General features: G+C 61.2%; 19 protein-coding genes and 1 pseudogene. 17 read left to right on the forward strand and 3 right to left on the reverse strand.

From position 1 onward, the window contains the following. The first annotated feature begins 56 nt into the window (after positions 1-56). Complete coding sequence (locus AC0L2A_RS10845; RefSeq protein ID WP_473608882.1) at positions 57-1340, forward strand: NAD(P)/FAD-dependent oxidoreductase; 1284 nt, start codon at positions 57-59, stop codon at positions 1338-1340. 228 nt (positions 1341-1568) lie between these two features. After that, positions 1569-2405, forward strand: a complete 837-nt coding sequence (locus AC0L2A_RS10850; RefSeq protein WP_473494471.1) for an SH3 domain-containing protein — start codon at positions 1569-1571, stop codon at positions 2403-2405. A 112-nt stretch (positions 2406-2517) separates the two neighbouring features. Here AC0L2A_RS10850 and AC0L2A_RS10855 read toward each other — a convergent pair whose 3' ends face one another. Beyond that, positions 2518-3264, reverse strand: a complete 747-nt coding sequence (locus AC0L2A_RS10855) for an SDR family oxidoreductase (protein WP_473608883.1) — start codon at positions 3262-3264, stop codon at positions 2518-2520. Positions 3265-3572: 308 nt separating this feature from the next. Here AC0L2A_RS10855 and zwf point away from each other — a divergent pair, with 308 nt between their 5' ends. The 3 genes from zwf (at position 3573) to edd (ending at position 7649) form a co-directional block, all read left to right on the forward strand. Beyond that, a complete protein-coding gene (zwf, locus tag AC0L2A_RS10860; RefSeq protein WP_473608757.1) occupies positions 3573-5042 on the forward strand; it encodes a glucose-6-phosphate dehydrogenase in 1470 nt (489 codons plus the stop codon). Continuing rightward, entirely contained in the window at positions 5024-5740 is a 717-nt protein-coding gene (gene pgl, locus AC0L2A_RS10865) for a 6-phosphogluconolactonase (RefSeq protein ID WP_473608758.1), read from the forward strand. Before zwf ends, pgl begins: the two co-directional genes overlap by 19 nt. Positions 5741-5804: 64 nt before the next feature. Beyond that, a complete protein-coding gene (gene edd, locus AC0L2A_RS10870; RefSeq protein WP_473608759.1) occupies positions 5805-7649 on the forward strand; it encodes a phosphogluconate dehydratase in 1845 nt (614 codons plus the stop codon). Positions 7650-8027: 378 nt separating this feature from the next. Here the strand turns inward: edd and AC0L2A_RS10875 are convergent, their stop codons facing one another. Beyond that, the gene (locus tag AC0L2A_RS10875; protein ID WP_473608761.1) at positions 8028-8324 is read right to left on the reverse strand and encodes a DMT family transporter; all 297 of its coding nucleotides are present in this window, start codon (positions 8322-8324) and stop codon (positions 8028-8030) included. A gap of 289 nt (positions 8325-8613) precedes the next feature. Continuing rightward, complete coding sequence (locus AC0L2A_RS10880; RefSeq protein ID WP_473608762.1) at positions 8614-9534, reverse strand: helix-turn-helix domain-containing protein; 921 nt, start codon at positions 9532-9534, stop codon at positions 8614-8616. Positions 9535-9879: 345 nt separating this feature from the next. On the opposite strand from AC0L2A_RS10880, the gene AC0L2A_RS10885 reads away from it, so the two are divergent. From AC0L2A_RS10885 to AC0L2A_RS10940, 12 genes and pseudogenes are all read left to right on the forward strand, one after another. Beyond that, entirely contained in the window at positions 9880-10701 is an 822-nt protein-coding gene (locus AC0L2A_RS10885; protein ID WP_473608884.1) for an alpha/beta fold hydrolase, read from the forward strand. Positions 10702-10765: 64 nt separating this feature from the next. Then, the gene (locus tag AC0L2A_RS10890) at positions 10766-10987 is read left to right on the forward strand and encodes a hypothetical protein (RefSeq protein WP_473608763.1); all 222 of its coding nucleotides are present in this window, start codon (positions 10766-10768) and stop codon (positions 10985-10987) included. 80 nt (positions 10988-11067) lie between these two features. Then, positions 11068-11817, forward strand: coding sequence for an SDR family NAD(P)-dependent oxidoreductase (locus AC0L2A_RS10895; protein ID WP_287229497.1), 750 nt, complete (start codon positions 11068-11070; stop codon positions 11815-11817). A 246-nt stretch (positions 11818-12063) separates the two neighbouring features. Beyond that, positions 12064-13032, forward strand: coding sequence for an MBL fold metallo-hydrolase (locus tag AC0L2A_RS10900; protein WP_473608765.1), 969 nt, complete (start codon positions 12064-12066; stop codon positions 13030-13032). A gap of 295 nt (positions 13033-13327) precedes the next feature. Then, positions 13328-13872, forward strand: a pseudogene (locus AC0L2A_RS10905) (carboxymuconolactone decarboxylase family protein). A 71-nt stretch (positions 13873-13943) separates the two neighbouring features. Further along, the gene (locus AC0L2A_RS10910; RefSeq protein WP_128170341.1) at positions 13944-14408 is read left to right on the forward strand and encodes a nuclear transport factor 2 family protein; all 465 of its coding nucleotides are present in this window, start codon (positions 13944-13946) and stop codon (positions 14406-14408) included. Between the two features lie 29 nt (positions 14409-14437). Continuing rightward, complete coding sequence (locus tag AC0L2A_RS10915; protein WP_473608766.1) at positions 14438-14644, forward strand: hypothetical protein; 207 nt, start codon at positions 14438-14440, stop codon at positions 14642-14644. 78 nt (positions 14645-14722) lie between these two features. Continuing rightward, a complete protein-coding gene (locus AC0L2A_RS10920; protein ID WP_473608767.1) occupies positions 14723-15178 on the forward strand; it encodes a DUF983 domain-containing protein in 456 nt (151 codons plus the stop codon). Positions 15179-15400: 222 nt separating this feature from the next. After that, on the forward strand, positions 15401-16483 hold the full coding sequence (locus AC0L2A_RS10925) for a sensor histidine kinase (RefSeq protein ID WP_473608768.1): 1083 nt from the start codon (positions 15401-15403) through the stop codon (positions 16481-16483). A 488-nt stretch (positions 16484-16971) separates the two neighbouring features. Beyond that, the gene (locus AC0L2A_RS10930; RefSeq protein WP_473608770.1) at positions 16972-20370 is read left to right on the forward strand and encodes an AAA family ATPase; all 3399 of its coding nucleotides are present in this window, start codon (positions 16972-16974) and stop codon (positions 20368-20370) included. A gap of 447 nt (positions 20371-20817) precedes the next feature. Then, entirely contained in the window at positions 20818-21354 is a 537-nt protein-coding gene (locus AC0L2A_RS10935; protein ID WP_473608771.1) for a FecR domain-containing protein, read from the forward strand. A gap of 5 nt (positions 21355-21359) precedes the next feature. After that, entirely contained in the window at positions 21360-23249 is a 1890-nt protein-coding gene (locus tag AC0L2A_RS10940) for a CHASE2 domain-containing protein (RefSeq protein ID WP_473608772.1), read from the forward strand. The last annotated feature ends 128 nt before the right edge of the window (positions 23250-23377 follow it).

Below are 23377 nucleotides of genomic sequence, written 5' to 3' on the forward strand. Positions count from 1 at the left end.
GACTAACATCTCCTTACTGCCTTACTGCCCTACTGCCCTACTGCCCTACTGCCCTACTGCCCTACCAATCCCCAATCTCCCCCGGCCGCTCCTGGTATGAGGACACGGCCGGTCCACGGCCCGAATACAAGGCGCTCGACGGTGACCTGAGCTGCGACGTCGTCGTCGTTGGCGGCGGATTTACCGGCCTGTCGGCGGCGGTGCACCTCGCCAGGGCCGGCAGCAATGTCGTGCTGGTCGAAGCGCATCGTTTCGGCGACGGCGCATCGGGCCGCAATGGCGGCCAGCTCGGCACAGGTCAGCGCGCCTGGGCCGAGGAGCTCGAAGCGGAATACGGCTTTTCCCGGGCCAAGGCGCTGTTCGACCTCGCCGAAGAGGCCAAGGCGCATCTCCTCGAATTCGCCGCTGTCAACAAGATCGAGATCGACTACATGCCCGGCCAGATGTCGGTGGCGCACAAGCAGCGCTATGTCGACGACTACAAGGCGCATGCCGAGATCATGGCGAACCGCTTCGGCTATCCGCACATCAGCTTCATGGACGCCAGGGAGACGGCGGAGCGGTTGGGCTCGGCGCGCTATTTCGGCGGCACCCGCGACACCGGCACCGGGCACATCCATCCGCTGAAGCTGGTGATCGGCACGGCAAAAGTGGCGGCGCAGGCGGGCGCGCAGCTGTTCGAGCAGACGCCGGCGACCGCCATCGCGTCCGTTGGCGGCAAGGTCAGGGTCACGACGCCGAAAGGCACGATATCAGCCGAGAAATGTCTGATCGGCGTCAACGCCCATGGCGGCACGCTCGAGCCGATCAGTGCCGCGCATATCATGCCGATCGGCTCCTTCATCGGCGCGACGGCGCCGCTTGGCGGTTCAAACGTGTTGCCGGGCGGTGAGGCGGTCGACGATTCCCGCTTCGTCGTGCGCTACTTCCGCAAATCGACGGATGGGCGGCTGCTGTTCGGCGGGCGCGAGATCTACGCGGTCAACGATCCGAAAGACATCCATGTCCACATCCGCCGGCAGATCGCCGAGCTTTACCCTGACCTCAGCGATGTCGAGATCACCCATGGCTGGGGCGGCTATGTCGGCATCACGATGCCGAGAAAACCGTTCGTGCGCGAGGTGATGCCCAATGTGATCTCGGTCGGCGGCTATTCCGGCCACGGCGTCATGCTGTCGAACTTTTTCGGCAAGCTCTATGCCGAAACCGTCGCCGGCAACCGGGACCGGCTGAGGCTGATCGAGGACCTGAACATCCCGGCCTTTCCCGGTGGCCGGCGCTTGCGCGCGCCTCTGATGTTTCTTGCGCTCAATTGGTATGCCTTGAGGGACCGCATATAACCACAGGTTGCAAAATCCCTTGCAAGTTGCAGAATCGATCGTAAAGGTGCAGAATCCGCACCGCAAGGGCGCAGTGATGCCACAATCGCCGGCAAAGGATGCCGGTTCTGGGCAGTCGAAGGGGGATTTTGCGGGCCTGCCCGCGTTGGATTGGGACCGATGCCGACCAGATGCCGGTTTCCCGGCACGGGTCGTAAGAACGTTGGCCCGCAAATGGAGGTTGTAAGAGTGAGAGAGCCCTTCAGTTTCGGCGCGCCGGAACGACGGCGCTTTGCGATGCAGTTTGGCTACGACATGCAGCCCAGGTTCTGGCGGCAAATCCGGTCGAACCTGCATCTGGTCATCGCCGCGTTTGGAACAGCAGCGCTGCTTGGCGTGGCAGCGATGGCGCTATGGCTGGCATTGCCGGCCACCGAGAGACAAGCGGTCGCCAGTCCCGAGCAGATCGTTTCCAGCATTCCGGTGAAAACGACAAGGATCGTGCCGGCCGCGGCCGCGGCCGCGAGGATAGAAGCGGCGCAGCAGGCTGCGAGCAAGACCGATGCGATTTCGTCGGCGGTGGTTGCAGCGAAGGCCGAGATAGCGGCGCTGGCGCCCAATGACCCTCGCTGGACAGGATCGGGACCGAAGACCACATCCGGCCAGACGGGGGGCGGCCAGACGGCGGGCCAGGCTGAAAAAGCAGACAAGCCGTCCACGGCGGCGGCATTCGCCGATCCGGCAGCGAAAACCAAAGTGGCAGCATTGATTGCCAAAGTCGCTGCTCCCGCCAAGGCGGCGACGGACGGTGCGCCAACCGCCGCCATCTCGACCCCGAAGCCGCTGCCGGCCGCGACACAGAAGGATGGCGCCCAGGCCAAAGTCGAGGCCAAGCCAGCGAGCGCGGCAGGACGTATCCTCAGGGGCGTCACCATGCGCACCGGTCCGAAGAACAGTGCGGCAGCCATCGTCACCATTCCGGCCAAGACCTCGGTTCAGGTGATGGGCTGCAAGAAATGGTGCCAGATCGTCTACAACGGCAAACGCGGCTGGATCTACAAGAGCTTCGTCAAGACCGGCGCGTAGCATCGGTCAGGCCGTTCTTTGACGTTGCCCACGGCTCATTTGGCTGCCGCAATCAACCGCCCGCGTGCGAGGGACGGTCAGGTCAAACTTGAAACCGACAGGGCCGAACGGCTCAGATGCACCGTCCGCCGTCGATCTCCAGCGCCACGCCAGTGACGAAGGCCGCCTCGTCCGAAGCCAGCCACAGCGCCGCGTTGGCTATGTCGAGCGGCGTCGAAAGCCGGCCAAGCGGGATCGACGCGCGGAATTTCTCGCGGATTTCGGGTGTGTCGGCGCCCATGAATTTTTCGAGCATGCCGGTCTCGCCGGCAACCGGGCACAGGCAGTTGACGCGGATGTTCTTCGGCGCGAGTTCCACCGCCATGGATTTGGTCGCGGTGATCGCCCAGCCCTTCGACGCATTGTACCAAGTGAGGCCGGGCCGCGGCCTGATGCCGGCGGTCGAGGCCGTGGTCAGGATGACGCCGCCGCCTTGCCTAGCCATCACCGGCACGACCGCCAGGGCGGCGTGGTAGATCGCCTTCATGTTGACGGCCGTGATCAGATCGAAGGTCGTCTCGTCGACCTCGAGCATATCGCCGTTGCGATGGGTGTAGCCGGCATTGTTGACCATGATGTCGATGCGGCCAAAGGCACTCTTTGCGGCATAGACCATCTCGTCGAACTCGGAACGGGTCGAGACGTCCGTCTGGGTCCAGATCGCCGCCCGGCCGATCTCGTTGGCGACGCGTTCGGCGCCCTTGGCGTTGAGGTCGGCGACAACAACCTTGGCGCCCTCCTCGGCAAAACGCTTGGCCATGCCCTCGCCGAAGCCTGACGCGGCACCGGTGATGATGGCAACTTTGTTTTCCAGGCGCATGGCTTTCTCACTCATGATTGAAGACTCCCCGCTCCGGCAGCCTCCGGCAAGGGCCGCCGAAAGATCAATATACTCTCGATTTCTCCTTTGGCTTTCGCCTCGATCCCGCTCTATGCTGCATCCGCGAAGGCCTCCCGGAACCACCTCGCCGACAAGCGTCCGGGTTGCGCCAGTGTCAAGGGCACACCTCAGGACAATCGGCAAACACCCGATTGGCCTTGGGCTGTGACGCCGTGTCACTGGAAAATCTAAATCGATTAGATTATATCCACGCGTACACCAGCGAGCGGCGTCAGAGCGGACAGACCATGACCAGCCAGATCATTCCCGTCGACCCTTTCGACTTCATCATCTTCGGCGGCACCGGCGATCTGTCGGAACGCAAGCTTTTGCCGTCACTCTATCATCGCCAGCGCGGCCATCAGTTTTCCGAACCGACGCGCATCATCGGCACGTCGCGCTCGATAATGACCGACGAGGAATTCCAGGCTTTCGCCAGGCAGGCGATTTCCGACCATGTGAAACCGGCCGATATCGACGCCGCGGAGCTGGAGACGTTCCTTGCCCGGCTTTCCTACGTCTCGGCTGACGCGACGACCGGCGCTGGCTTCGACAAATTGAAGACGGCGATCGGCGACAGCGAATGCATCCGCGCCTTCTATCTGGCGGTTGCGCCGGCGCTGTTCGGCGACATCTCACACAAGCTGAAAGAGAACGGGCTGATCACGCCGAACTCGCGCATCGTGCTGGAGAAGCCGATCGGGCGCGATCTCGCCTCGGCGCGCCAGCTCAACGATGTGGTCGGCGACGATTTCCATGAAAGCCAGATTTTCCGCATCGATCACTATCTCGGCAAGGAAACCGTGCAGAACCTGATGGCGCTGCGCTTTGCCAATGCGCTCTACGAGCCGCTGTGGAATTCCGCCAATGTCGATCATGTGCAGATCACTGTGGCCGAGACCGTCGGCCTCGAAGACCGCGTCACCTATTACGACAAGGCGGGCGCGTTGCGCGACATGGTGCAGAACCACATGCTGCAGCTTCTCTGCCTCGTCGCCATGGAGGCGCCGTCGTCGATGGACGCCGACGCCGTGCGCGACGAAAAGCTGAAGGTTCTGCGCGCGCTGAAACGCATCAACGGCAATGAAGCGCCCAAGCACACGGTACGCGGACAGTACCGTGCCGGGGCCTCGGCCGGCGGGCCGGTGAAAGGCTATGTCGAGGAGCTCGGCAAGAACAGCAACACCGAGACCTTCGTTGCGCTCAAGGCCGAAATCGGCAACTGGCGCTGGGCTGGCGTGCCGTTCTACCTCAGGACGGGCAAGCGGCTGGCGACACGCGTTTCGGAGATCGTCATCGAATTCAAGCCGATCCCGCATTCGATCTTCGGCGACAGTGCCGGGCCGATCTCGGCCAACCAGCTGGTCATCCGGCTGCAGCCCGACGAAGGCGTCAAGCAGTTCATCATGATCAAGGATCCGGGGCCTGGCGGCATGCGGCTGCGCCAGATCCCGCTCGATATGAGCTTCGCGCAATCCTTCGACGGCCGCGCCCCTGACGCCTATGAAAGACTGATCATGGACGTCATCCGTGGCAACCAGACGCTGTTCATGCGCCGCGACGAGGTCGAGGCGGCGTGGAAATGGATCGACCCGATCCAGGACGCATGGGAAGGCGCCAGGCAGGAGGCGCAGGGCTATACCGCCGGCACATGGGGCCCCTCCGCCTCGATTGCGCTGATCGAACGCGACGGGCGGACATGGCACGAGAGCAATTGAACAGCGACGCCTACAACTGGCACGCATTTGCCGAACGCCAGGATCTGGCGGCTGCACTTGCCGGCCACGTCGCAGGCCGCCTGACCACTGCGATTGCTGAGCGCGGCACGGCATTGCTCGCCGTTTCCGGCGGCACGACGCCGGCGAAATTTTTCGCATCGCTTTCGAGCATCCCGATCGCCTGGAACAAGGTCACGGTGACGCTGGTCGACGAGCGTTGCGTGCCGTTCTCCTCGCCGCGCTCCAACGCCGGGCTGGTCGCCGCCAATCTTCTGCAACACGCCGCCGCAGCCGCACGTTTCGTGCCGCTCTACCAAGAGGCAGCAAGTATCGAGGATACGTCGGAGGCCGATAGCAGGATGTTGCGGTCGCTGCCCTGGCCGCTCGATGTGGTCGTGCTTGGCATGGGAACCGATGGCCATACCGCGTCGTTTTTTCCTGACGCCGACAATCTGGAAACACTGCTCGACCCGTCCTCGGAAAGGGTCGTGCTCCCGGTTCACGCGACAAGCGCCGGCGAGCCGCGGCTGACGCTGTCGCTGGCGCGGATCGTCAGGGCCGGCTTCGTCGCGCTGCACATCGAGGGCGAGGACAAGCGCACGGCATTCGAAAGCGCGATGGCATCGGAAACGCGAAAGCCCATTCGCGCCGTGCTCGACGCAGCCGAGAGACCCGTACAGGTTTTCTGGGCACCCTGATTTCAACTTGCCGAGGGGTCCCACGGACCGTGTCTGCGGGACCTCGCCTGAAAGGACCGACGCCATGACCGCGAGACGCGACATCGAAGCCATCACCGAGCGCATCCGCCAACGCTCCAGACCGGGGCGCGAGGCCTATCTCGGCCGCATCGCCGAGGCATCGAGCCGCACCGCGAACCGGGCCGTGCTGTCCTGCGGCAACCTCGCCCACGGCTTTGCCGTGTGCAGCCCTTCGGAAAAGCTGGCATTGGGCGGCGACCGCGTGCCCAACCTCGGCATCATCACCTCCTATAACGACATGCTGTCGGCGCATCAGCCTTTCGAGACATTTCCAGCACTGATCAAGGACGCGGCGCGCGAGGCCGGCGGCATTGCCCAGGTCGCCGGCGGCGTGCCGGCAATGTGCGACGGCGTCACCCAGGGCCAGCCCGGCATGGAGCTGTCGCTGTTCTCGCGCGACGTGATCGCCATGGCGGCGGCGATCGGCCTGTCGCACAACATGTTCGACGCCGCCGTCCATCTCGGCGTCTGCGACAAGATCGTGCCGGGGCTGGTGATCGCGGCGCTGACCTTCGGCCATCTGCCGGCGGTGTTCATCCCGGCCGGGCCGATGACCACGGGCCTGCCCAACGACGAGAAAGCCAAGGTCCGCCAGCTCTATGCCGAAGGCAAGGCAGGACGGGCCGAACTGCTCGAGGCCGAGTCCAAATCCTATCACGGGCCGGGAACCTGTACCTTCTACGGCACGGCGAACTCCAACCAGATGCTGATGGAGATCATGGGCCTGCACACGCCGGGCGCCTCCTTCGTCAACCCCGGCACGCCGTTGCGCGACGCGCTGACCCGGGAGGCGACGAAGCGGGCGCTGGCCATCACCGCGCTCGGCAACGCCTACACGCCGGTCGGCCGGATGATCGACGAGCGCTCGTTCGTCAACGGCATCGTCGGCCTGCACGCCACCGGCGGATCGACCAATCACACCATCCACCTGATCGCCATGGCCGCCGCGGCCGGCATCGCCATTACCTGGCAGGATATTTCGGACCTTTCGGAAGCCGTGCCGCTGCTGGCGCGGGTCTATCCGAACGGCCTTGCCGACGTGAACCATTTCCACGCAGCCGGCGGGCTCGGCTTCCTGATCCGCGAACTGCTCGACGAGGGAATATTGCACGAGGACGTCCAGACGGTCTGGGGCGAAGGGCTGCGGCCTTATGCGGTCGAGGCCAAGCTCGGCGCCGATGGCGGCGTGGTGCGCGAGGCCTCGCCCCGCGAAAGCGGCGACGAGAAGGTGCTGGCGCCGTTCAAGAAGGCGTTCCAGCCGACGGGCGGGCTGAAGATGCTGTCAGGCAATCTCGGCCACGCCGTCATCAAGACTTCCGCCGTGAAACCGGAACGGCGCATCATCGAGGCGCCTGCCAAGGTTTTCGACAGCCAGCAAGGGCTCAACGAGGCGTTCAAGGCCGGCACGTTGACCGGCGATTTCATCGCCGTCATCCGCTTCCAGGGGCCGAAAGCCAACGGCATGCCGGAGTTGCACAAGCTGACCACCGTACTCGGCGTCCTGCAGGATCGCGGCCAGCATGTGGCGCTGGTCACCGACGGGCGCATGTCGGGCGCGAGCGGCAAGGTGCCGGCGGCGATCCATGTGACGCCGGAGGCGGTCGAGGACGGGCCGATCGCCAGGATCCATGACGGCGACATCATCAGGCTCGACGCCGACGCCGGTACGCTGGAAGTCTTGGTGCCGGCAGGCGATTTCGCGCTGCGCCGGGCAGCGGACAGCGATCTTGTCGGCAATGAATTCGGTTTTGGCCGCGAGCTTTTCGCCGGGTTGCGGCAAATGGTCGGCCGTGCCGACCACGGCGCCAGCGCATTCGCAAACAACGTGGCGGAATTCGCGCTGCAGTGAAAAGGGCGGCGGGGCTGTCGCCCTTTTGGTGGTTGTCGATTGCCACGCTATTTTGCCCTTTGGCCACTACGCTGCCTTCAGGGCAGACATGCTGTCCTATCTCCATAAGAAGGGCATTAAACACATCGAGGGATGCAGTGTTGAGTGGTTCTGCGTCGTTAGGGAACGGCAAAGGTCGACCCGTTCCAGTCGTCCAGATTCGCTCGCGCTACGGAATAAGTTGACCCATTCGAGACCTTCATTACCGGCGTTGGGGATGGCAGCTTTGCGCTCGCTCCATGTCGGTCGTCCAGAGCGGTGACGCTCCCCCCGAAACGTGACACTGGGTTAGCGAACAAGCAAACGATGCCAAGGACGCCAGCAACTGTCCGGCGACGATCAGCGCAACAACGGCGGCGGCCCTAGCTTCGGTATCAGGACAATCGCCAGAAGGATGTAGATGGCGCCGAACACGCCGCCCGCCAACGAGGCCACGAGCTTTTCGCGACGCCGGTTGTCAATCCAAGGCTCTTGCATCAGTAAGATGACGAGGATCATCGTCAGCGTTCCGCCGGCATAGCTGATAAGTGCTGCCCATGGCGCAGATCCCAAGCTGGCCCTGAGACTTGCGACAAGAACTTGCTGAACAACCACGCTAACCCCTGCTCCGACGCCAAGCAGAGCCGATCCCAGCATCTGGCAAAGGTTGCACCGCTTACCCACCCGCTTTTTTACTATTGCAGGTGACCTTTGCCGGCTTCCAAGTCACAAAGTGTGGACAGAATTTATGCGACAGGCCGAATCTCGCCCTTTCATGGCAGTGACTGTGATCGTCGACCGCCGCATCCGAAGGCATACGCCGGACTGGAGAAGGGTTGGCTGTGTCGCAACACAATCTTTCATCCAGACCTCGGACCGACAGCCTCGATAGCAACGGCAGCTAGTCCACCTCGCTGAGTCGTGGTGGCGGACAAAATTACCCTGTTTAGTGCCGGCGTTTACGTCGCCAGTCACTAGGGGTGGTTCCAACATTCGCTCGAAAAACACGGGTCAGATGGCTCTGGTCAGCGAATCCGCAGGCAAGTCCGATTATTGCGATACTCTCATCCGTTGTCTCCAGAAGATCCTTGGCGAGTTCCACGCGCCGTTTCAACAACCAGCGATGGGGCGGCTGCCCAGTTGTTGCCTTGAACGCTCGCGTAAAATGCCTTGCTGACAAACCGCATGCATCGGCCAAATCCGCCAGAGACCGATCGGACTGGATGCTGTCCAAAAGTAGTTCCTTTGTTCGCCTTTCCTGCCATGGCGCTAAACCTCCGGTAGCCTTCTCCGAAGGCGTTTTCAGGCCGCCATAGGCTTGAGCGAGGTGCATTCGGATCGCAGCGAAGACGTAATCTGCGAACAGCGCATTCGCTTCCCAGGGTTTTGAAATCGCGGGGAGCAGTGCACTGACCAAATGAAGCAGTACCTCGTCGCGCGGCGGAGGCTGTAACGGACAGACTAGCTGCTCGATGGCCGGCACGCGGAGTTCGTCGGTGAGTTCATTGAGGGCTCGCATTGGCATATAAACGTGCAGCGCCGCAAACGGCTCTGCGAGGTCAGCCACCCACGATTGCCTTAGATCAAAAATCCCCAAACCACCCGATGGTGTACTTGTCCGTCTCAAATGACGCTCATCGCACCAAAGATCGCCGTCGCTCCAGCCCCCGACAAAAATGCTAGCGAGAAAGGTCTCGCTGCGCGCATGCGGCAAGGTCAAACCTAGGCCGGGCTGGTCTCGGCGAACCTGACAAGCGGCCATATCATTCCCGCCCAACGAGCGAACACGAAGGTGCTCATAAACGTCGAGCCGCTGCCGCCTCGCAAAGAAGGGTTCCACGTAAACGGCGCGCGTCGTCGTGCTCATGGGCCTCGGCCTAATTGTGTCGGCACGCTTCGAGCAGGGCCCGGTCGTGCAAACCGTTCAGCGGAACCATCATGTCCGCTGTGTTCCAACTCGGCGCTTTCGTTCTATTCGTCGCGGCGCCGACACAGTTAACTTAAGGCACATCTCACGAGGCTGTTAAAGCATTTGCCTCGGCAGGCGGGAAGATCAGAAATGAAGGCGAAGCCTGACGAAGGCCTCAATGTGTCGCGCCGATCGACGCTGGTACTCTTGGGAGGCGTAGCTGCGGGTGGCCTGGGCCTGAAAGGTTATGCGATGCCTGCGGCAGCATCGGCTGGCGCAGTCGATTACACAAGGAAAACCGCGATGAGTTTCATGACGACAAAAGACGGCACGCGGATTTACTACAAGGACTGGGGGGCGGGTCGGCCGGTTGTGTTCAGCCATGGCTGGCCGCTAACGGCCGATGCCTTCGAGGATCAGATGTTTTTCCTGGCCTCCCAAGGCTACCGCGTTATCGCGGCTGACCGCCGGGGGCACGGCCGCTCAGGCCAGTCCTGGCACGGCAACGATCTCAACACCTATGCCGACGATCTGGCCGAGCTGACCGAAGTCCTCGACCTGCGCGATGCCATCCACGTAGGCCATTCCACGGGCGGTGGCGAGGTCACTCGTTACATCGGCCGCCATGGCACGGGACGTGTGGCCAAGGCCGTATTGATCAGCGCTATACCGCCCTTGATGCTGAGAACTGAAGCGAACCCGATCGGCAAACCGATGGCGGACTTCGATCAGGTCCGCGCGGCAGTGCTGGCCGACCGGGCCCAATTCTGGAACGATCTGACCTACCCATTCTTCGGTTACAATCGACCCGGGGCGAAGATTTCTGAAGGCGTGCGTCAGCAGTTCGTCCTGCAGTGTATGATGGCTGGCTTCCCGGCCTCCTATTTCGGAATCAAGGCCTGGTCTGAAACGGACCTCACTGAAGACTTGACGAGGTTCGACGTCCCGGCGCTCGTTGTCCATGGTGACGATGATCAGATCGTTCCCATTGCGGCGTCGGCGCTGCTGTCCTCCAAGATCATCCCAAACGCGACACTCAAGGTCTACGAAGGGGTGTCGCACGGGCTACCGACGACCCACAAGGACCGGCTGAACCAGGATCTCCTGGATTTCATCAAAGGGTGAGGCTCCCGGCGATGCCCTCTAACCTGACACTCCATGGCGTAGGAGAGCACGATGACCAACAACAATGGTCATCCCTGGCCACGGTCCCGTCAGCAACAAGCGTGGATTTTCTGACTACCTCGCCATGCTTGTGGGCGTCCGCGAGAACGTGGCTGGCCTCAAACAAAAGGGAATGACCATGGCCGAGACTATCTCGGCCAGGCCGACAGCAAATTTCGACGCCAGATGGGGTCGGTTCATCATTGATCCCGCCTTCTTCACCAGGCTTGCTTACGCGGGCGTATGACCAGCCGGGCGAGGAGTACTGCAGCTTTCAGTTAAAACTTTAAACCGCTGCCTCCGCAGCCATGCGCACTGGGACCGATCATGGGAAAATTAGACGGAAAAATCGCCCTCGTTACCGGCGGAAATAGCGGTATCGGCCTAGCAAGTGCAAAGCGCTTTATGGAGGAGGGCGCGTACGTGTTCATAACGGGACGGCGCCAGCCCGAGCTGGATAAAGCCGTCGCGTCGTTAGGGGACAACGTCACTGGCGTTCGCAGCGATGTTTCCAGTGCTCAGGACCTCGACCGACTATATGAGACCGTCACGGCCCAGAAGGGCCGCATCGACATCCTCTTCGCAAATGCCGGGCTTGGCGAGTTCATGCCGCTGGGCGAGATTACCGAGACGCATTTCGACACAACCTTCGGCGTCAATGTTAAAGGCACGCTGTTTACCGTGCAGAAGGCATTGCCGCTGATGCAGGGCGGTGGCTCGATTATTTTAACCGGTTCCACTACTGGAAGCCACGGATCCCCTGCTTTCAGCGTCTACGGCGCGAGCAAAGCAGCGATTCGCAGCTTCGCCCGGAGCTGGATTCTCGATCTGAAAGGTTCCGGGATCCGGGTGAATGTCCTGTCGCCGGGCGCGACTTCGACGCCGGGTTTGCACGGCTTAACGCCTGATCTCGAACAAGGTCGTCAGATGACGGAGTTTTTAATCGCCCAGACTCCTCTGGGACGCATGGGACGTCCGGACGAAATCGCAGCAGCGGCGCTTTTCTTGGCGTCGGAAGAAAGCAGCTTTGTAAATGGCGTCGAATTCTTTGTCGACGGCGGTATGGCGCAAGTATGAGCGTCCGAGATGCGGGCCCGGCATTATTTTAACTGGTACTACACAAGGTGATGGACATGATCGAAAGCCCGACTTTTAACCCAGATAGTAATTGGGCATCTGTGGGTGGCCACCGACGACGCGCCGGTGAAAGTCTATCTGTCCAGCGCGCCTGGAGAGCGTAAGCGCCGGGTTGATGCGCCCGCACGTCAAAATCAACCCCGATACCCAGTGCCGAAGAGAACTTTCGTTCAGCAGGAGAAACTCATGACAAGCCTTTCGCGCAGAGCCTTTGCCTTCGCAATCCCTGCGGTCCCAGTTGCACTAGGCTCCGCTTTGGCCGCCAGCGTGAATACCGCGAAAGCGCGGACTGCCGATCCCAAAGTGCTCGTCCCCTCAGCACAAATCAGGATCGGCCGCTTCACCGTAACCGCGCTGGTGGACGGGTTTGCCGATATGCCCTTCGGCTATTTCCCCGGGAGCACAGCCGAACAAGTTGAGGAAGAAGCGCAGGCGATATCGACGGCGAAGCCCGGAGGCATCCGCTTCGTGTTTAACCAGTATCTCGTCGATGACGGCGAGCGCCTGATCCTGATCGACACCGGCCCCGCCGGCGCGATGGGCAAAACGGGACAGCTCCCTGGTGCGCTCGAAACAATGGGAATCACGAGAGAAGATATCGGGGCGGTCATCATCACGCATATGCATGTCGATCACCTTGGCGGCCTGGTGGCCGGTGGAAGCCGGAACTTCCCGAATTCTGACGTGTACGTCGATCGCCGTGACGTCGCGTACTGGACTGATCCCGCGAAGAGAATTTCAGCTCCGGAGTTCCTGAAACCCAGCTTCGATGCATCTTTGGAACTGGTCCGCCTCTATCCAAACCTGCAGGCAATGGATGGCGAACGTCAGATCACACCGGGCGTCTCGATCATCGACCTGACCGGCCACACGCCCGGGCACATCGGAGTCCGCATCGAGGATGGCGGACAAAGTCTGCTGATGGTTTCGGACATGCTCTTCCCTGTTGTCCATCCCTCGAATCCGGAGGTCGGCTTCCTGTTCGAGCAGGACCGACCGGCCGCGCAGATCATGCGCGAACGATTTTTTCCGCGTGCGGCCGAGGAAAAAGCCCTGATCGCGGCCACCCACATGCCTTTCCCAGGCTTGGGACGAATCGTGGCCGACGGCGGAAAGATGCGTTGGATACCAGCCGAGTGGGCTCATCAGGAATGAGCCCGACCGCCTGCTTTGGAGCACATCATGCCGCACCAAGCTCACCAAAAGTGCAGTGACCTACGTCAAGGAGCCGACGGCGGCGATTGGCGAAGGCGAAGCGCTGCTGTGCTGCGCAGTCCCCGCCTAAGAAACGACGGGGGAAACCAGATCCAACTCGAACTCTGGTACTCGTCATTGATGCGTCTGACGCAAGAGTATCGTCCGCCTTTTCGACGTTCATCATCGTCCAGACCGGAGCATCTTATCGGGGACGAAAGGGACAGCCTTTCAAAACCAAATCAAGGAGATAGACATGTCCCGCATTCCCACGCCCGCCACAATCAACGATGCACCGGAAGCGTCCCGCCCTGTGCTTGAAGCCGTCCAGAAGCAGATCGGCTCCGTGCCGAACATCTTTCGCCTGGTGTCGAACAGCCCCGCCGCTCTGAACGGCCTGACGGCGCTGCAGGGCGCTCTCGGCAAGGGAAAGCTGGCTCCGGCCACCCGCGAGCGGATCGCCCTGACCATGGCCGAGGCCAATGGTATTACTGCCTGTCCGCGCATACCTATGCCGGCGCAAAATTCGCCAGGCTGGACGAGAGCGAAATCGAAGCGAACCGCCGCGGCACCTCGAAAGATCCAATGGCCGCCGCCGCTGTCGAATTCGCCCGCGCCCTTGTCGACGCGCGCGGCTCGGTGGCGCCGAACGAAATCGAAAAGGTCCGCGCCGCCGGTTACGGCGATGCCGAAATTCTCGAGATCATCGCGCATGTCGCGCTGAACACCTTCACCAACTACGTCAACGAAGCTCTGGGCACCGAAATCGATTTTCCACGTATCGATCGCCTTGCCGCATGACCAATGAAGGGTGGTCGTTTCCTGCACCCACCCTCCCATCCTTTCAGCGCTACCAACCAAGGAACTTATCAATGTCCCGTCCGCCGCTTCCCCCTTTCAACGAACAGTCCGCCATCGAGAAGGTCCGCCTTGCCGAAGATGGCTGGAACAGCCGCGATGCCGCCAAAGTGGCGCTTGCCTATACAGTCGACACGCGCTGGCGCAATCGCGCCGAGTTCGCAACCAACCGTGCCGAGGCTGAGGCCTTCCTGACGCGCAAATGGAACCGCGAGCTCGATTATCGCCTGATCAAAGAGCTTTGGGCCTTTCAGGGTAACCGCATTGCCGTTCGCTATGCCTATGAATACCACGACGACAGCGGTCAGTGGTTTCGTGCCTATGGCAACGAGAACTGGGAGTTCGCCGAAGACGGGCTGATGCGCGCGCGCCATGCCAGCATCAACGAGCATCCGATCACGGAAGCGGACCGCAAGTTCCGCTGGCCGCTCGGCCGCCGACCGGACGATCACCCAGGCTTGAGCGACTTCGGCTTTTAAGCGAGACCCGGATCAAGGAGGTTACCGCCATGGCAGGCTTCAAGCTCGATGCCAAGGCACGGCTGTCGACCGAGCTCGCGCCTACCACCGGACGCGATGATCGCATTTTTGCCCGGCAGCAGGAGGAAGACGCGAAGGCACGGCGCGCGACGTCAAAGAGATCCCTGCTCGCCAATGGCGCGTGGAACATCCATTGGGGAAGTGGTTCTGGCCAGTCTTTCCAGGCAAACCCGTGAAGGGACGATCACTGGTGATTGAGCACGATTCAGGCCGACGCCCATGCTCGTTCAAAACGGCAATCTTGAGGACCAATTATGACTGACGAATGGCCTCCACTCCAACCGGTTCTCACTGGTGTACGCGGTTTGTGCCCCCGTTGTGGGAAAGGGCATCTTTTCAACGGGTTCCTGACGCTTAAGCCTAAATGCGAAGTGTGCGATCTCGACTACTCGTTTGCAGATCCCGCTGATGGTCCCGCGTTCTTCGTAATCTGCTTTGCATGTGTGCCGAGCGTTTTTCTTGGCGTATGGCAGCAGGTCGCTTTTGAGACACCGTACTGGGTCCATCTGCTGACCACGCTGCCCTTCATGCTCATCACTTGCATCCTCCCGCTTCGGCCTCTCAAAGGTTGGCTCATCGCGAGCCAGTATTTCTACAAGGCTGAGGAAGGCAAGATCGACCGCGATTACGTGAGGCCTCGGCACGCTTCGTCCGGAGACGGCGAGGAAATCACACCTCCTCCCGTACCGACCTCTGGCGACGACTCATAAAGATGCGTTGGATACCAGCCGAGTGGGCTCATCCGGACCCTAGGAGCACGCGCGTCATCGTTGACGATACCGTTCGCGGTTTCACCAACAATCGTGAAACGATCAAATGCGTTCAGCGCCAAACCACAGCCTGGGTGTTGTAGCCTTGATCTGATGTCAGGCGTATAGCTAACTTCACGGGTATGGCTGTTGCTACACGGCGAAAAGGACCGGGCTCAACGGATGGCATCCGACGATAATAGGCACGAGCCTGTCGAACAATTGCTCGACACTCCCGAACTTGCGACTGCGCTCGAAAGTGAACAGTTCAAGAAGTTCCTCGACCAAGTTCCTATCGCCATTGCGGTATCGGATCTGAGGGATGGCGAGACGGTGGTCTACGCCAATCCAGAATTCGAGAAGCTTTCCGGGCTTGCCGCCGCTCGCCTTGAGCAGGAGAATTGGAAGGGGCTTTCGGGGAGTGCGGTGAAAGCGCCCTTCGATCAGCGGATCGATGAAGCGATTGTCACACAAACGGACTTCATTGGAACCTTCCGCCTCGAGCGCAAAGGCTCAGGTTCAGCGATCGTAGACGTCTATTCGAATGTCATCGAGGACGACGATGGCAAGCTCTGCTTTCGGCTTGTCGCCCTGGTGGATGTGTCTGCCCATAGCGATGCGGACAAACTGTCCATTGAGGAGCGGATCCGGGAGAAAGATACGCTCCTCCGCGAGCTGCAGCACAGGGTCAAGAACAACCTGCAAATGATCACTGCGCTCATCCGAATGGAAACTCGGAACGCAGTCGAGCCAGACAAGAAGCGATTTGAGCGGCTGGCTGGGCGCGTTGACGCACTCGCGATCCTGTATCAAGCGCTGTCTGGTGAGGATGACAAGGACGAGATCGACTTGGGCGTCTATCTGAGCCAGATAGCCTCCGCCGTGATGACCTCTCACGCGGTGGAGGGCATCCGCCTCGACATGAACGTCGACACCTATCCGGTTTCGATAAATGTCGCCATGCCGACAGGACTGGTTGTGAACGAGCTTCTTACAAACGCGCTGAAGCATGCCTTCAGAGGTCGGGAGGGAGGGACAATCACGCTGCGGAGCATAGTGGACGGCAATGGTTGCCGGGTCGTGGTCGCTGACGACGGTATCGGTCTGCCTGAGGGTGTGACATGGCCTGCACCCGGTAAACTCGGAGCCCTCATCGCGCGGTCGCTGACCGAAAATGCCAAGGCGCAGTTCGACGTCACCTCGGCCGTCGGTGAAGGAACCAAGGTGACCATCATCTTCAATCGGTCGGCTGCGATCGCCGGCTGAATAGATCATGGAGCCGGCTCGACCGGAATCGCCATTACTGGCATAAACCGCCCGCGGTAGGATCTATGGATTTATCATCGGGCCGCCCGCCCTGGGGTTGTAGGGAAAAGCGAGACGCACCGCCAGAGCCTCTGAGAGATCTGCGACTGAGGTCGACTGCACGAACGAATGGTGATGTGGCCCCGCCTCCCGATCCAAGGACCGCTTCGCGATCGAGAACTGCACCTTTAACTGGGCGGGCTCGGAGGTCCGAAAGTGGCGCGTCCGGCTGGTTCAAACACCAGAGCCGCAGAACGCCCGAAATGAGCGTCGAACGACTGGCTGGGGTGGAAGGCAGTCGTTCTCCCGGATAATTGAACGGCAAAAAGTGTGCCATTTTGCGGACCTTGAATCCTTTCGGATGTGCCTTTTCCGTGCACCTTCGCGGTGATTGTGCGGTAGAATGTCGAGCCTTGCGCTCCGGATAGCCGGAGGGCCGGAGGAGTCCAATGGACGTCGGCACCTGGCTGCGCGATTTGGGGCTCGCGCAGTACGAACAGGAGTTTCGCGCCAACGACATCGATGCCGAGGTTCTCGCCGACCTCACGGCAGAGGATCTCATCGCGCTAGGCATCACCTCGGTCGGCCACCGCCGTAGATTGCTTGCGGCAATCGCCACCCTCCGCGACGGCGCGGGTTCTGCGCCCGCCCGTCCTTCGCAAGCCTTCGCTGCGGTCGACGTCACAACCCTGGCAGCTCCAGACGCCGAGCGCCGCCAGCTGACAGTGATGTTTGTCGACCTGGTCGACTCGACCGCGCTCGCGTCAAGGCTCGATCCCGAGGTGGTGAGTGAACTTTTGCGGGCCTATCAGAGCGTCGTGGCGGCCGCAATTGCGCGCTACGAAGGGCACATTGCCAAATATATGGGCGACGGCGTGCTGGCCTATTTCGGTTATCCGCGAGCCCATGAAGACGAGGCGGAACGCGCAGTGCGGGCTGGCCTCGCCGCGGTCGAGGCCATTGACAGCCTTAAGCCAAAATACGACCTGTCGTTGGAGGTCCGCGTCGGCATCGCAACAGGCGGCGTGGTGGTAGGAGAGCTTATCGGAGCCGGGGAGGCGCAGGAGAGGTCTGTCGTCGGCCAGACACCCAACCTGGCAGCACGGCTGCAGTCGCTGGCTGAGCCGAATAGCGTGGTGATCAGCCGGAACACGCGCCGCCTGGTCGGTGGTCTGTTCGACCTTGCCGACCTCGGCTCTCAGCATATCAAAGGCTTCGCCCAGCCAGTGCGTGCTTGGCGAGTGATCGGCGAAAGCCAAGCAGAGAGCCGTTTCGAGGCGCTGCACCCAGCCGCGCTCACACCGCTCGTTGGCCGCGAGGAGGAGCTGGCTCTGCTGCAGCGGCGATGGGACGAGACGCGAGATGGCGAAGGGCAGGTTGTCTTGCTCTCAGGGGAACCGGGAATTGGCAAATCGCGCCTTACGCGCGCTCTACAGCAAAGATCGGACGAGAGCACCTACACGCGCATTATCCACTTCTGCTCGCCTTACCACGTGCACAGTGCGCTGCACCCGATCATCGATCATCTGCAGCGCGCCGCCAGATTCGATCGGGATGACAATGACGAACGGAAACTCGCAAAACTCGAGGAACTGCTCGCGCTTTCGACGCAGAACGTCACAGAAGTGATGCCTATCTTTGCGGCGCTCCTGTCGATTCCATCCGGCGGGCGCTATCCGCAACTACAACTCGCGCCAGAAGAGCTGATGTCAAAAACGCTCGACGCGCTGGCCGATCAGGTCGAGGGTTTGGCGCGGCGGCGACCGGTGCTCGAGCTATTTGAGGACGTGCACTGGATCGACCCGACATCGTTTGAGCTACTGGAGCGGCTCATTGAGCGTGTGCGTAGTCTACCGGTTCTACTGGTGATCACGTTCCGGCCCGAATTCAAACACTCCTGGAGCGGTCACCCGCATGTCACGTCTCTCACGCTGAACCGCCTCAGCCGCAAATCGGGTTGCGCGATGATCGATCGGCTGACTGCCGGCAAGACATTGCCGACGGAGGTGCTGCAGCAGGTCGTGGCAAAGACGGATGGGGTGCCTCTGTTCATCGAGGAGCTAACCAAAAATGTCCTCGAATCCGGGCTGCTGCGCGAAGAGAGTGGAAGCTATGTGTTGGCTGGCCCCCTGCCGCCCTTGGCAATCCCAGCAACCCTTCAAGACTCGCTGACCGCACGTCTCGATCGCTTGATGCCGGTCAAGGAGGTGGCGCAGATCGGCGCGGCCATTGGGCGGGAGTTTTCCTACGAGCTGCTCGCCCTGGTCACTCCACTTCGCGAGAACGAGCTCCATGGAGCACTGGCGCGGCTTGAGGAATCGCAACTGGTTTATCGGCGCGGCACGCCACCGCAAGCCATTTTTGCGTTCAAGCATGCCCTGGTTCAGGAGGCCGCATATGAAAGTCTGCTCCGCAGTAAACGGCAACAAATACACGCAGCCCTCGCGCAAGCCATAGAGGAGCACTTCCCTGAGAAGGGCACCGCCCAGCCGGAGGTGCTCGCCCACCACTACAGTGAGGCTGGCCTCGCAGAGAAGGCAGTCGGCTACTGGTTGAAAGCCGGGCAGCAGGCGGCGGAACTCTCCGCCAATGCGGAGGCAATCGGCCATCTGATGAACGGTCTGGAAGCTCTGAAATCAATTCCCGAAACGCGTCGGCGCGATGAACTTGAGCTGGACCTTCAGACTGCTCTCGGCATGCCGCTCATGGCCACAAAGGGTTACGGAGCTCCGGAGACCGGCGCCGCCCACGCGAGAGCGCAGGAGCTTTGCGAGCGGCTGGGCCGTAGCCAGCAGCAGCATTTTCCGATCCTCTACGGTCAATGGGCCTATCGCGCAGCCGGCGGCGAGTGGTCGAAGGGGCGCCAACTCGCAGAGGACTTTCTGGGTCGCGCCGAACTCCACGCCGACCGGGCCATGAAGCTCGTCGGACACAGGATTCTCGGATTTTCGCTTGCGCATATTGGAGATTTGCTGGCTGGTCGAGAGCAAATCGAGCAGGCACTTGCGCTTTACGATCCGGGACAGCACCGATCTCTCGCCTTCCGCTTCGGGCAGGATCAGAGGGCAGCTGGTCTCGCCATCTTGTCCATGATCTTGTGGCTGAGCGGCTTTCCAGAAAGAGCATCGGAAACGATGGACCGCGCGACTAAGGCGCTTGAAGAGCTCAATCACTTTAACAGCCGAGGCTACGTGCTTGCCTGGGGGGCTGCGACACTGGCTCATCTCCGTCGAGATGCTGCGGCCGTTCGACTGCACGCGGACGCGGTGATATCCCTATCCGAGGAGCACGGGCTACGTTTGTGGCTGGCCCACGGAAAGATCTTCCGGGGTTGGGCATCGGGTGCACAGGGATCGCCATCGGAGAGCGTTCCACAAATCCTTGAGGGCATGGCGGAGTGCCGAGCGGCGCGACATCGAATGCGCGCGCCATATCACCTGAGTCTTTTCGCTGAGACCCTACACCGCTCAGGCAAAACGGATGAAGCGCTACGTGCGCTCGCCGAGGCCGTTATGTTGGTGGCGGAGACCGAGGAACGCTGGTGTGAGGCGGAACTCCATCGGCTAACCGGTGAGATGCTGCTATCGCTCACTACCCCGAACGCATCCAAGGCTGAGGCATGTTACCGTTCGGCGATCGCGGTCGCCCAAGCCCAAGGCGCGAAGATGCTCGAGCTGCGGGCTGCGGCAAGCCTCGCCCGCCTCTGGCGGGACCACGGCAAGTGCGCGGAAGCCTATGAGCTTCTTGCACCGGTTTATGGCTGGTTCAGCGAGGGCTTGGGCACTTCGGATCTCAATGAAGCGCGGTTGTTACTCGCGACAGTTGCGGGCGAAAATCCATCCGCTTAGGGCCAAAGGCTGCGGTGTGTTAGCTACCGGGTCGAGCCGGATACCGTCGAAGTGTCCGCTCCAGGGTCAACTTGCGGCGTTGAGCGTCAGACGCTGAAAGGCAGGAACGGGTCGAATTCTGCGGTTGAGCGAAGGTCGGCAATGGAGAAGCCCGCCGAATGTCCGGATGTGGCGTGACCTGCTCGTTCTGGCAGATGAGCCGAACAGCAGCGTCGCCGCGTGACGTTCGCGACATTCGCATCGCGGCCGCCTCAAACGGCTTGATGTCGCCTTATTTGGTGTTGGAGCAAGCTATCGTGCTAAGATCGCTGGTCGGCACCGTGCTACCTCTAAGGCAACGCGGCTGCAAGTGCCGGTTCGTACGCATGAGTATACTGCCAGGCTGACCGCAGAAGACAATGCAAAGATTTTCTTGCCGCAGATTTTCGCAAAAGCAAGGAGACGTTCATGAGCGCAAGTGGCCGATATCTCCGGAGCCTGATGGCCTGCATGCTTGCCTGTGTCTTCTGGGTGGATACCGTTTCAGCGCAGTCGAATAACGCCGGCTGTACGTTCAGACTGGTAGCAGGTACGTCCCGACAAATTCTGAGATGCCGGCAAGGCCTTACCATCATTGCGGAAGATGGCGCTCGTTTTGCACTGGTGGACCGTGATCGAAATGGTAGTGCCGATGCGGTCAGATTACGGCGCAAGGCGCTGTTGCTCGATGCTCCAGCCGGCAGGGTCCGGGGTGGCTTCGCTGTCGTCACCCCGCAGGCGATTGCCGCGGTGCGAGGTACAAAATGGGCAGTCGACGTTGCCCGAGGCAAGACCTCTGTTTTCGTCGTCAAAGGTCGCGTCGCCGTGCAAAGGCCGGCGTCCAATGCTGGTGTAGTCCTCGGGCCGGGCGAAGGCGTCGATGTGGAAGCCGGAACAGGCACACTGACGGTCAAGCGCTGGCCCGCCGCACGTGTTTCGGCTTTGATGGCCCGTTTCGGTCAGTAAGCTAAATGAGCGGGCGAGCGCTTCAGACGCTGATCGCGCTCGTTCTGGCGGGTCTTTGGGGGGCCGGCCTTGGCTTTGCGCACTGGCGCGGCAACATGTGGTCCCTCGATCGCGTCGAAGCGACGATGACGGATCTTCGAACGCTTGTTCGGGGAACCACAAAGCCGCCGGAGCTGATAACCATTATCGCCATAGACGACGAAGCGGTCCGAAACGATGGCCGCTATCCCCTCAGCCGCGCCACGCTTGCCCGGATTGTCGATACGATAGCTCGCTTTGGACCGAAAGCCATTGCGTTCGACCTGCTGCTGGTCGATCCCGGGACAAAAGATGATGATGAGGCGCTCGCGCGTTCGCTGCGTGGGACTTCAAGCGTAATCGCTGCTGCAGCGGTCTACTCGGGAGGTAAACAATCGATTGCAGTCGAGGGCGATGGCCCTCTCGCCCGAGTGCCGAATGCCGAGCGGTTTTTGTGGCCCCTGAAAGCGTTCTCGGATATCGCCGCTGTCGGCGTCGTGAACGTGGTTACCGACTGGACGGGAACGCCTCGGTTCGTCCCGTTGCTGTTTCGGGCCGGAGATCGGACTGAAGCGTCTTTCTCCCTGCGCGTTGCCGCCATGGCGGTGGGAGAGGATCCGGGAATAGCGCCCGACTATCTATCTCTGGGTGGACAGCGGATTCGGACGGACATTGGTCACATACTCCCTCTGACATTCTATGGCCCCCGCGGCACGATCCGCACGATCAGCGCCACGACGGTGCTGGGCGGCCAAGTCGATGGCGGCATTATTCGGGATCGAATTGTTGTGATCGGAGCAACTGCAACCGGCGCCGGCGATGTTTTCCCGACACCGTTTGATCCCGTGCTCCCAGGCGTCGAGGTCATGTCGACGGCCATTGCCCATCTGATGACCGGCGACGGCATAGTGCGAGATCAGTACGTTCGCCTTGCAGATGCCGGCTTTGCGGTGGTGCTGCCGGTGGTTCTTGTGGGGCTGTTGGCATGGCGTCGCAACGCCGTCGGCCTTGCAGCGATCGTCGGCGTGGTTGCGATCTGGTTCGTGGTCAATATGACCGCATTCTCACACCATATCTGGCTGAGCGCGGCGTTGCCGATGGCCGCCGCCGTTCCGCCGGCTATTTTGTTCGGGGCCGCGCAGCTTTGGTTGGGCAGGAACCAGGCCCAGTATTTCGCCACGCAGAGCGAATTGCTTCAACGAGTTCAGGCCCCGGGCTTTGCGGGGTGGCTTGCGGAGCATGGCGACTTTCTCCTGGAACCTGTCCGGAGGGACGCCGCCATCATATTCATTGACCTGTCCGGTTTCACCGGACTGAGCGAAACATTGGGGCCGAACGCCACACGCGAACTTTTGAACACGTTCCATGCGTTGGTGGACGAAGAGGTGACAAGATGCGGTGGCGTTGTCACGAATTTCATGGGTGACGGAGCCATGATCCTGTTCGGTCTACCGGAAGCAGCGACAGATGATGCCTTCAATGCTGCCCGCTGCTGCGCAGCGCTCTCCAGCCGTACCAGCAACTGGCTCGTCTCGCTGCCCGCATCAACTGCATCCAGGCTCGGCTTCAAGATCGGAGCGCATTACGGAACAATCGTTGCGTCGAGACTCGGTGGCAAAGGCCGTCAGCACATCGCGACGACGGGTGATACGGTTAACGTCGCCAGTCGCTTGATGGAGATCGCGGCCGACCAAAATGCCGAAGTCGCAGTGAGCGACGAAATGCTGCAGGTCGCCGGCCGCGACTGCGAGTTGTTCAAATCTGGTGCTCTAAGAGGACCTGTGGAAGCACAGGTCCGCGGGCGTTCAGGCTCGCTCGCAATCTGGCTGTGGCAGAGTTCGCAGACGCTGCAGGATACCAGGCCCCGTGAACAATGATGGTACGGAATGTCTGAATGGCGCCCGTTTGACCGCGACACTTCGAATCCTGCCTGAGGCCTGGGCCAACCCGAACGGGAGATTCTGAAAAAATCCGCATTGATGGAAGGCAGCTTCGGGTCATGGGC

This window comes from Mesorhizobium sp. WSM4844, from assembly GCF_055811775.1.

Bases quoted from the DNA above. Each gene is read 5' to 3' on its own strand.
- AC0L2A_RS10880 (WP_473608762.1), bottom strand. From the start codon at position 9,534: ATGAGCACGACGACGCGCGCCGTTTACGTGGAACCCTTCTTTGCGAGG.
- AC0L2A_RS10890 (WP_473608763.1), top strand. From the start codon at position 10,766: ATGGTCATCCCTGGCCACGGTCCCGTCAGCAACAAGCGTGGATTTTCT.
- AC0L2A_RS10915 (WP_473608766.1), top strand. From the start codon at position 14,438: ATGGCAGGCTTCAAGCTCGATGCCAAGGCACGGCTGTCGACCGAGCTC.
- zwf (WP_473608757.1), top strand. From the start codon at position 3,573: ATGACCAGCCAGATCATTCCCGTCGACCCTTTCGACTTCATCATCTTC.
- AC0L2A_RS10910 (WP_128170341.1), top strand. From the start codon at position 13,944: ATGTCCCGTCCGCCGCTTCCCCCTTTCAACGAACAGTCCGCCATCGAG.
- AC0L2A_RS10855 (WP_473608883.1), bottom strand. From the start codon at position 3,264: ATGCGCCTGGAAAACAAAGTTGCCATCATCACCGGTGCCGCGTCAGGC.
- AC0L2A_RS10925 (WP_473608768.1), top strand. From the start codon at position 15,401: ATGGCATCCGACGATAATAGGCACGAGCCTGTCGAACAATTGCTCGAC.
- AC0L2A_RS10875 (WP_473608761.1), bottom strand. From the start codon at position 8,324: ATGCTGGGATCGGCTCTGCTTGGCGTCGGAGCAGGGGTTAGCGTGGTT.
- AC0L2A_RS10900 (WP_473608765.1), top strand. From the start codon at position 12,064: ATGACAAGCCTTTCGCGCAGAGCCTTTGCCTTCGCAATCCCTGCGGTC.
- AC0L2A_RS10935 (WP_473608771.1), top strand. From the start codon at position 20,818: ATGAGCGCAAGTGGCCGATATCTCCGGAGCCTGATGGCCTGCATGCTT.
- AC0L2A_RS10920 (WP_473608767.1), top strand. From the start codon at position 14,723: ATGACTGACGAATGGCCTCCACTCCAACCGGTTCTCACTGGTGTACGC.
- AC0L2A_RS10930 (WP_473608770.1), top strand. From the start codon at position 16,972: ATGGACGTCGGCACCTGGCTGCGCGATTTGGGGCTCGCGCAGTACGAA.
- edd (WP_473608759.1), top strand. From the start codon at position 5,805: ATGACCGCGAGACGCGACATCGAAGCCATCACCGAGCGCATCCGCCAA.
- AC0L2A_RS10895 (WP_287229497.1), top strand. From the start codon at position 11,068: ATGGGAAAATTAGACGGAAAAATCGCCCTCGTTACCGGCGGAAATAGC.
- AC0L2A_RS10885 (WP_473608884.1), top strand. From the start codon at position 9,880: ATGAGTTTCATGACGACAAAAGACGGCACGCGGATTTACTACAAGGAC.
- AC0L2A_RS10940 (WP_473608772.1), top strand. From the start codon at position 21,360: ATGAGCGGGCGAGCGCTTCAGACGCTGATCGCGCTCGTTCTGGCGGGT.
- pgl (WP_473608758.1), top strand. From the start codon at position 5,024: ATGGCACGAGAGCAATTGAACAGCGACGCCTACAACTGGCACGCATTT.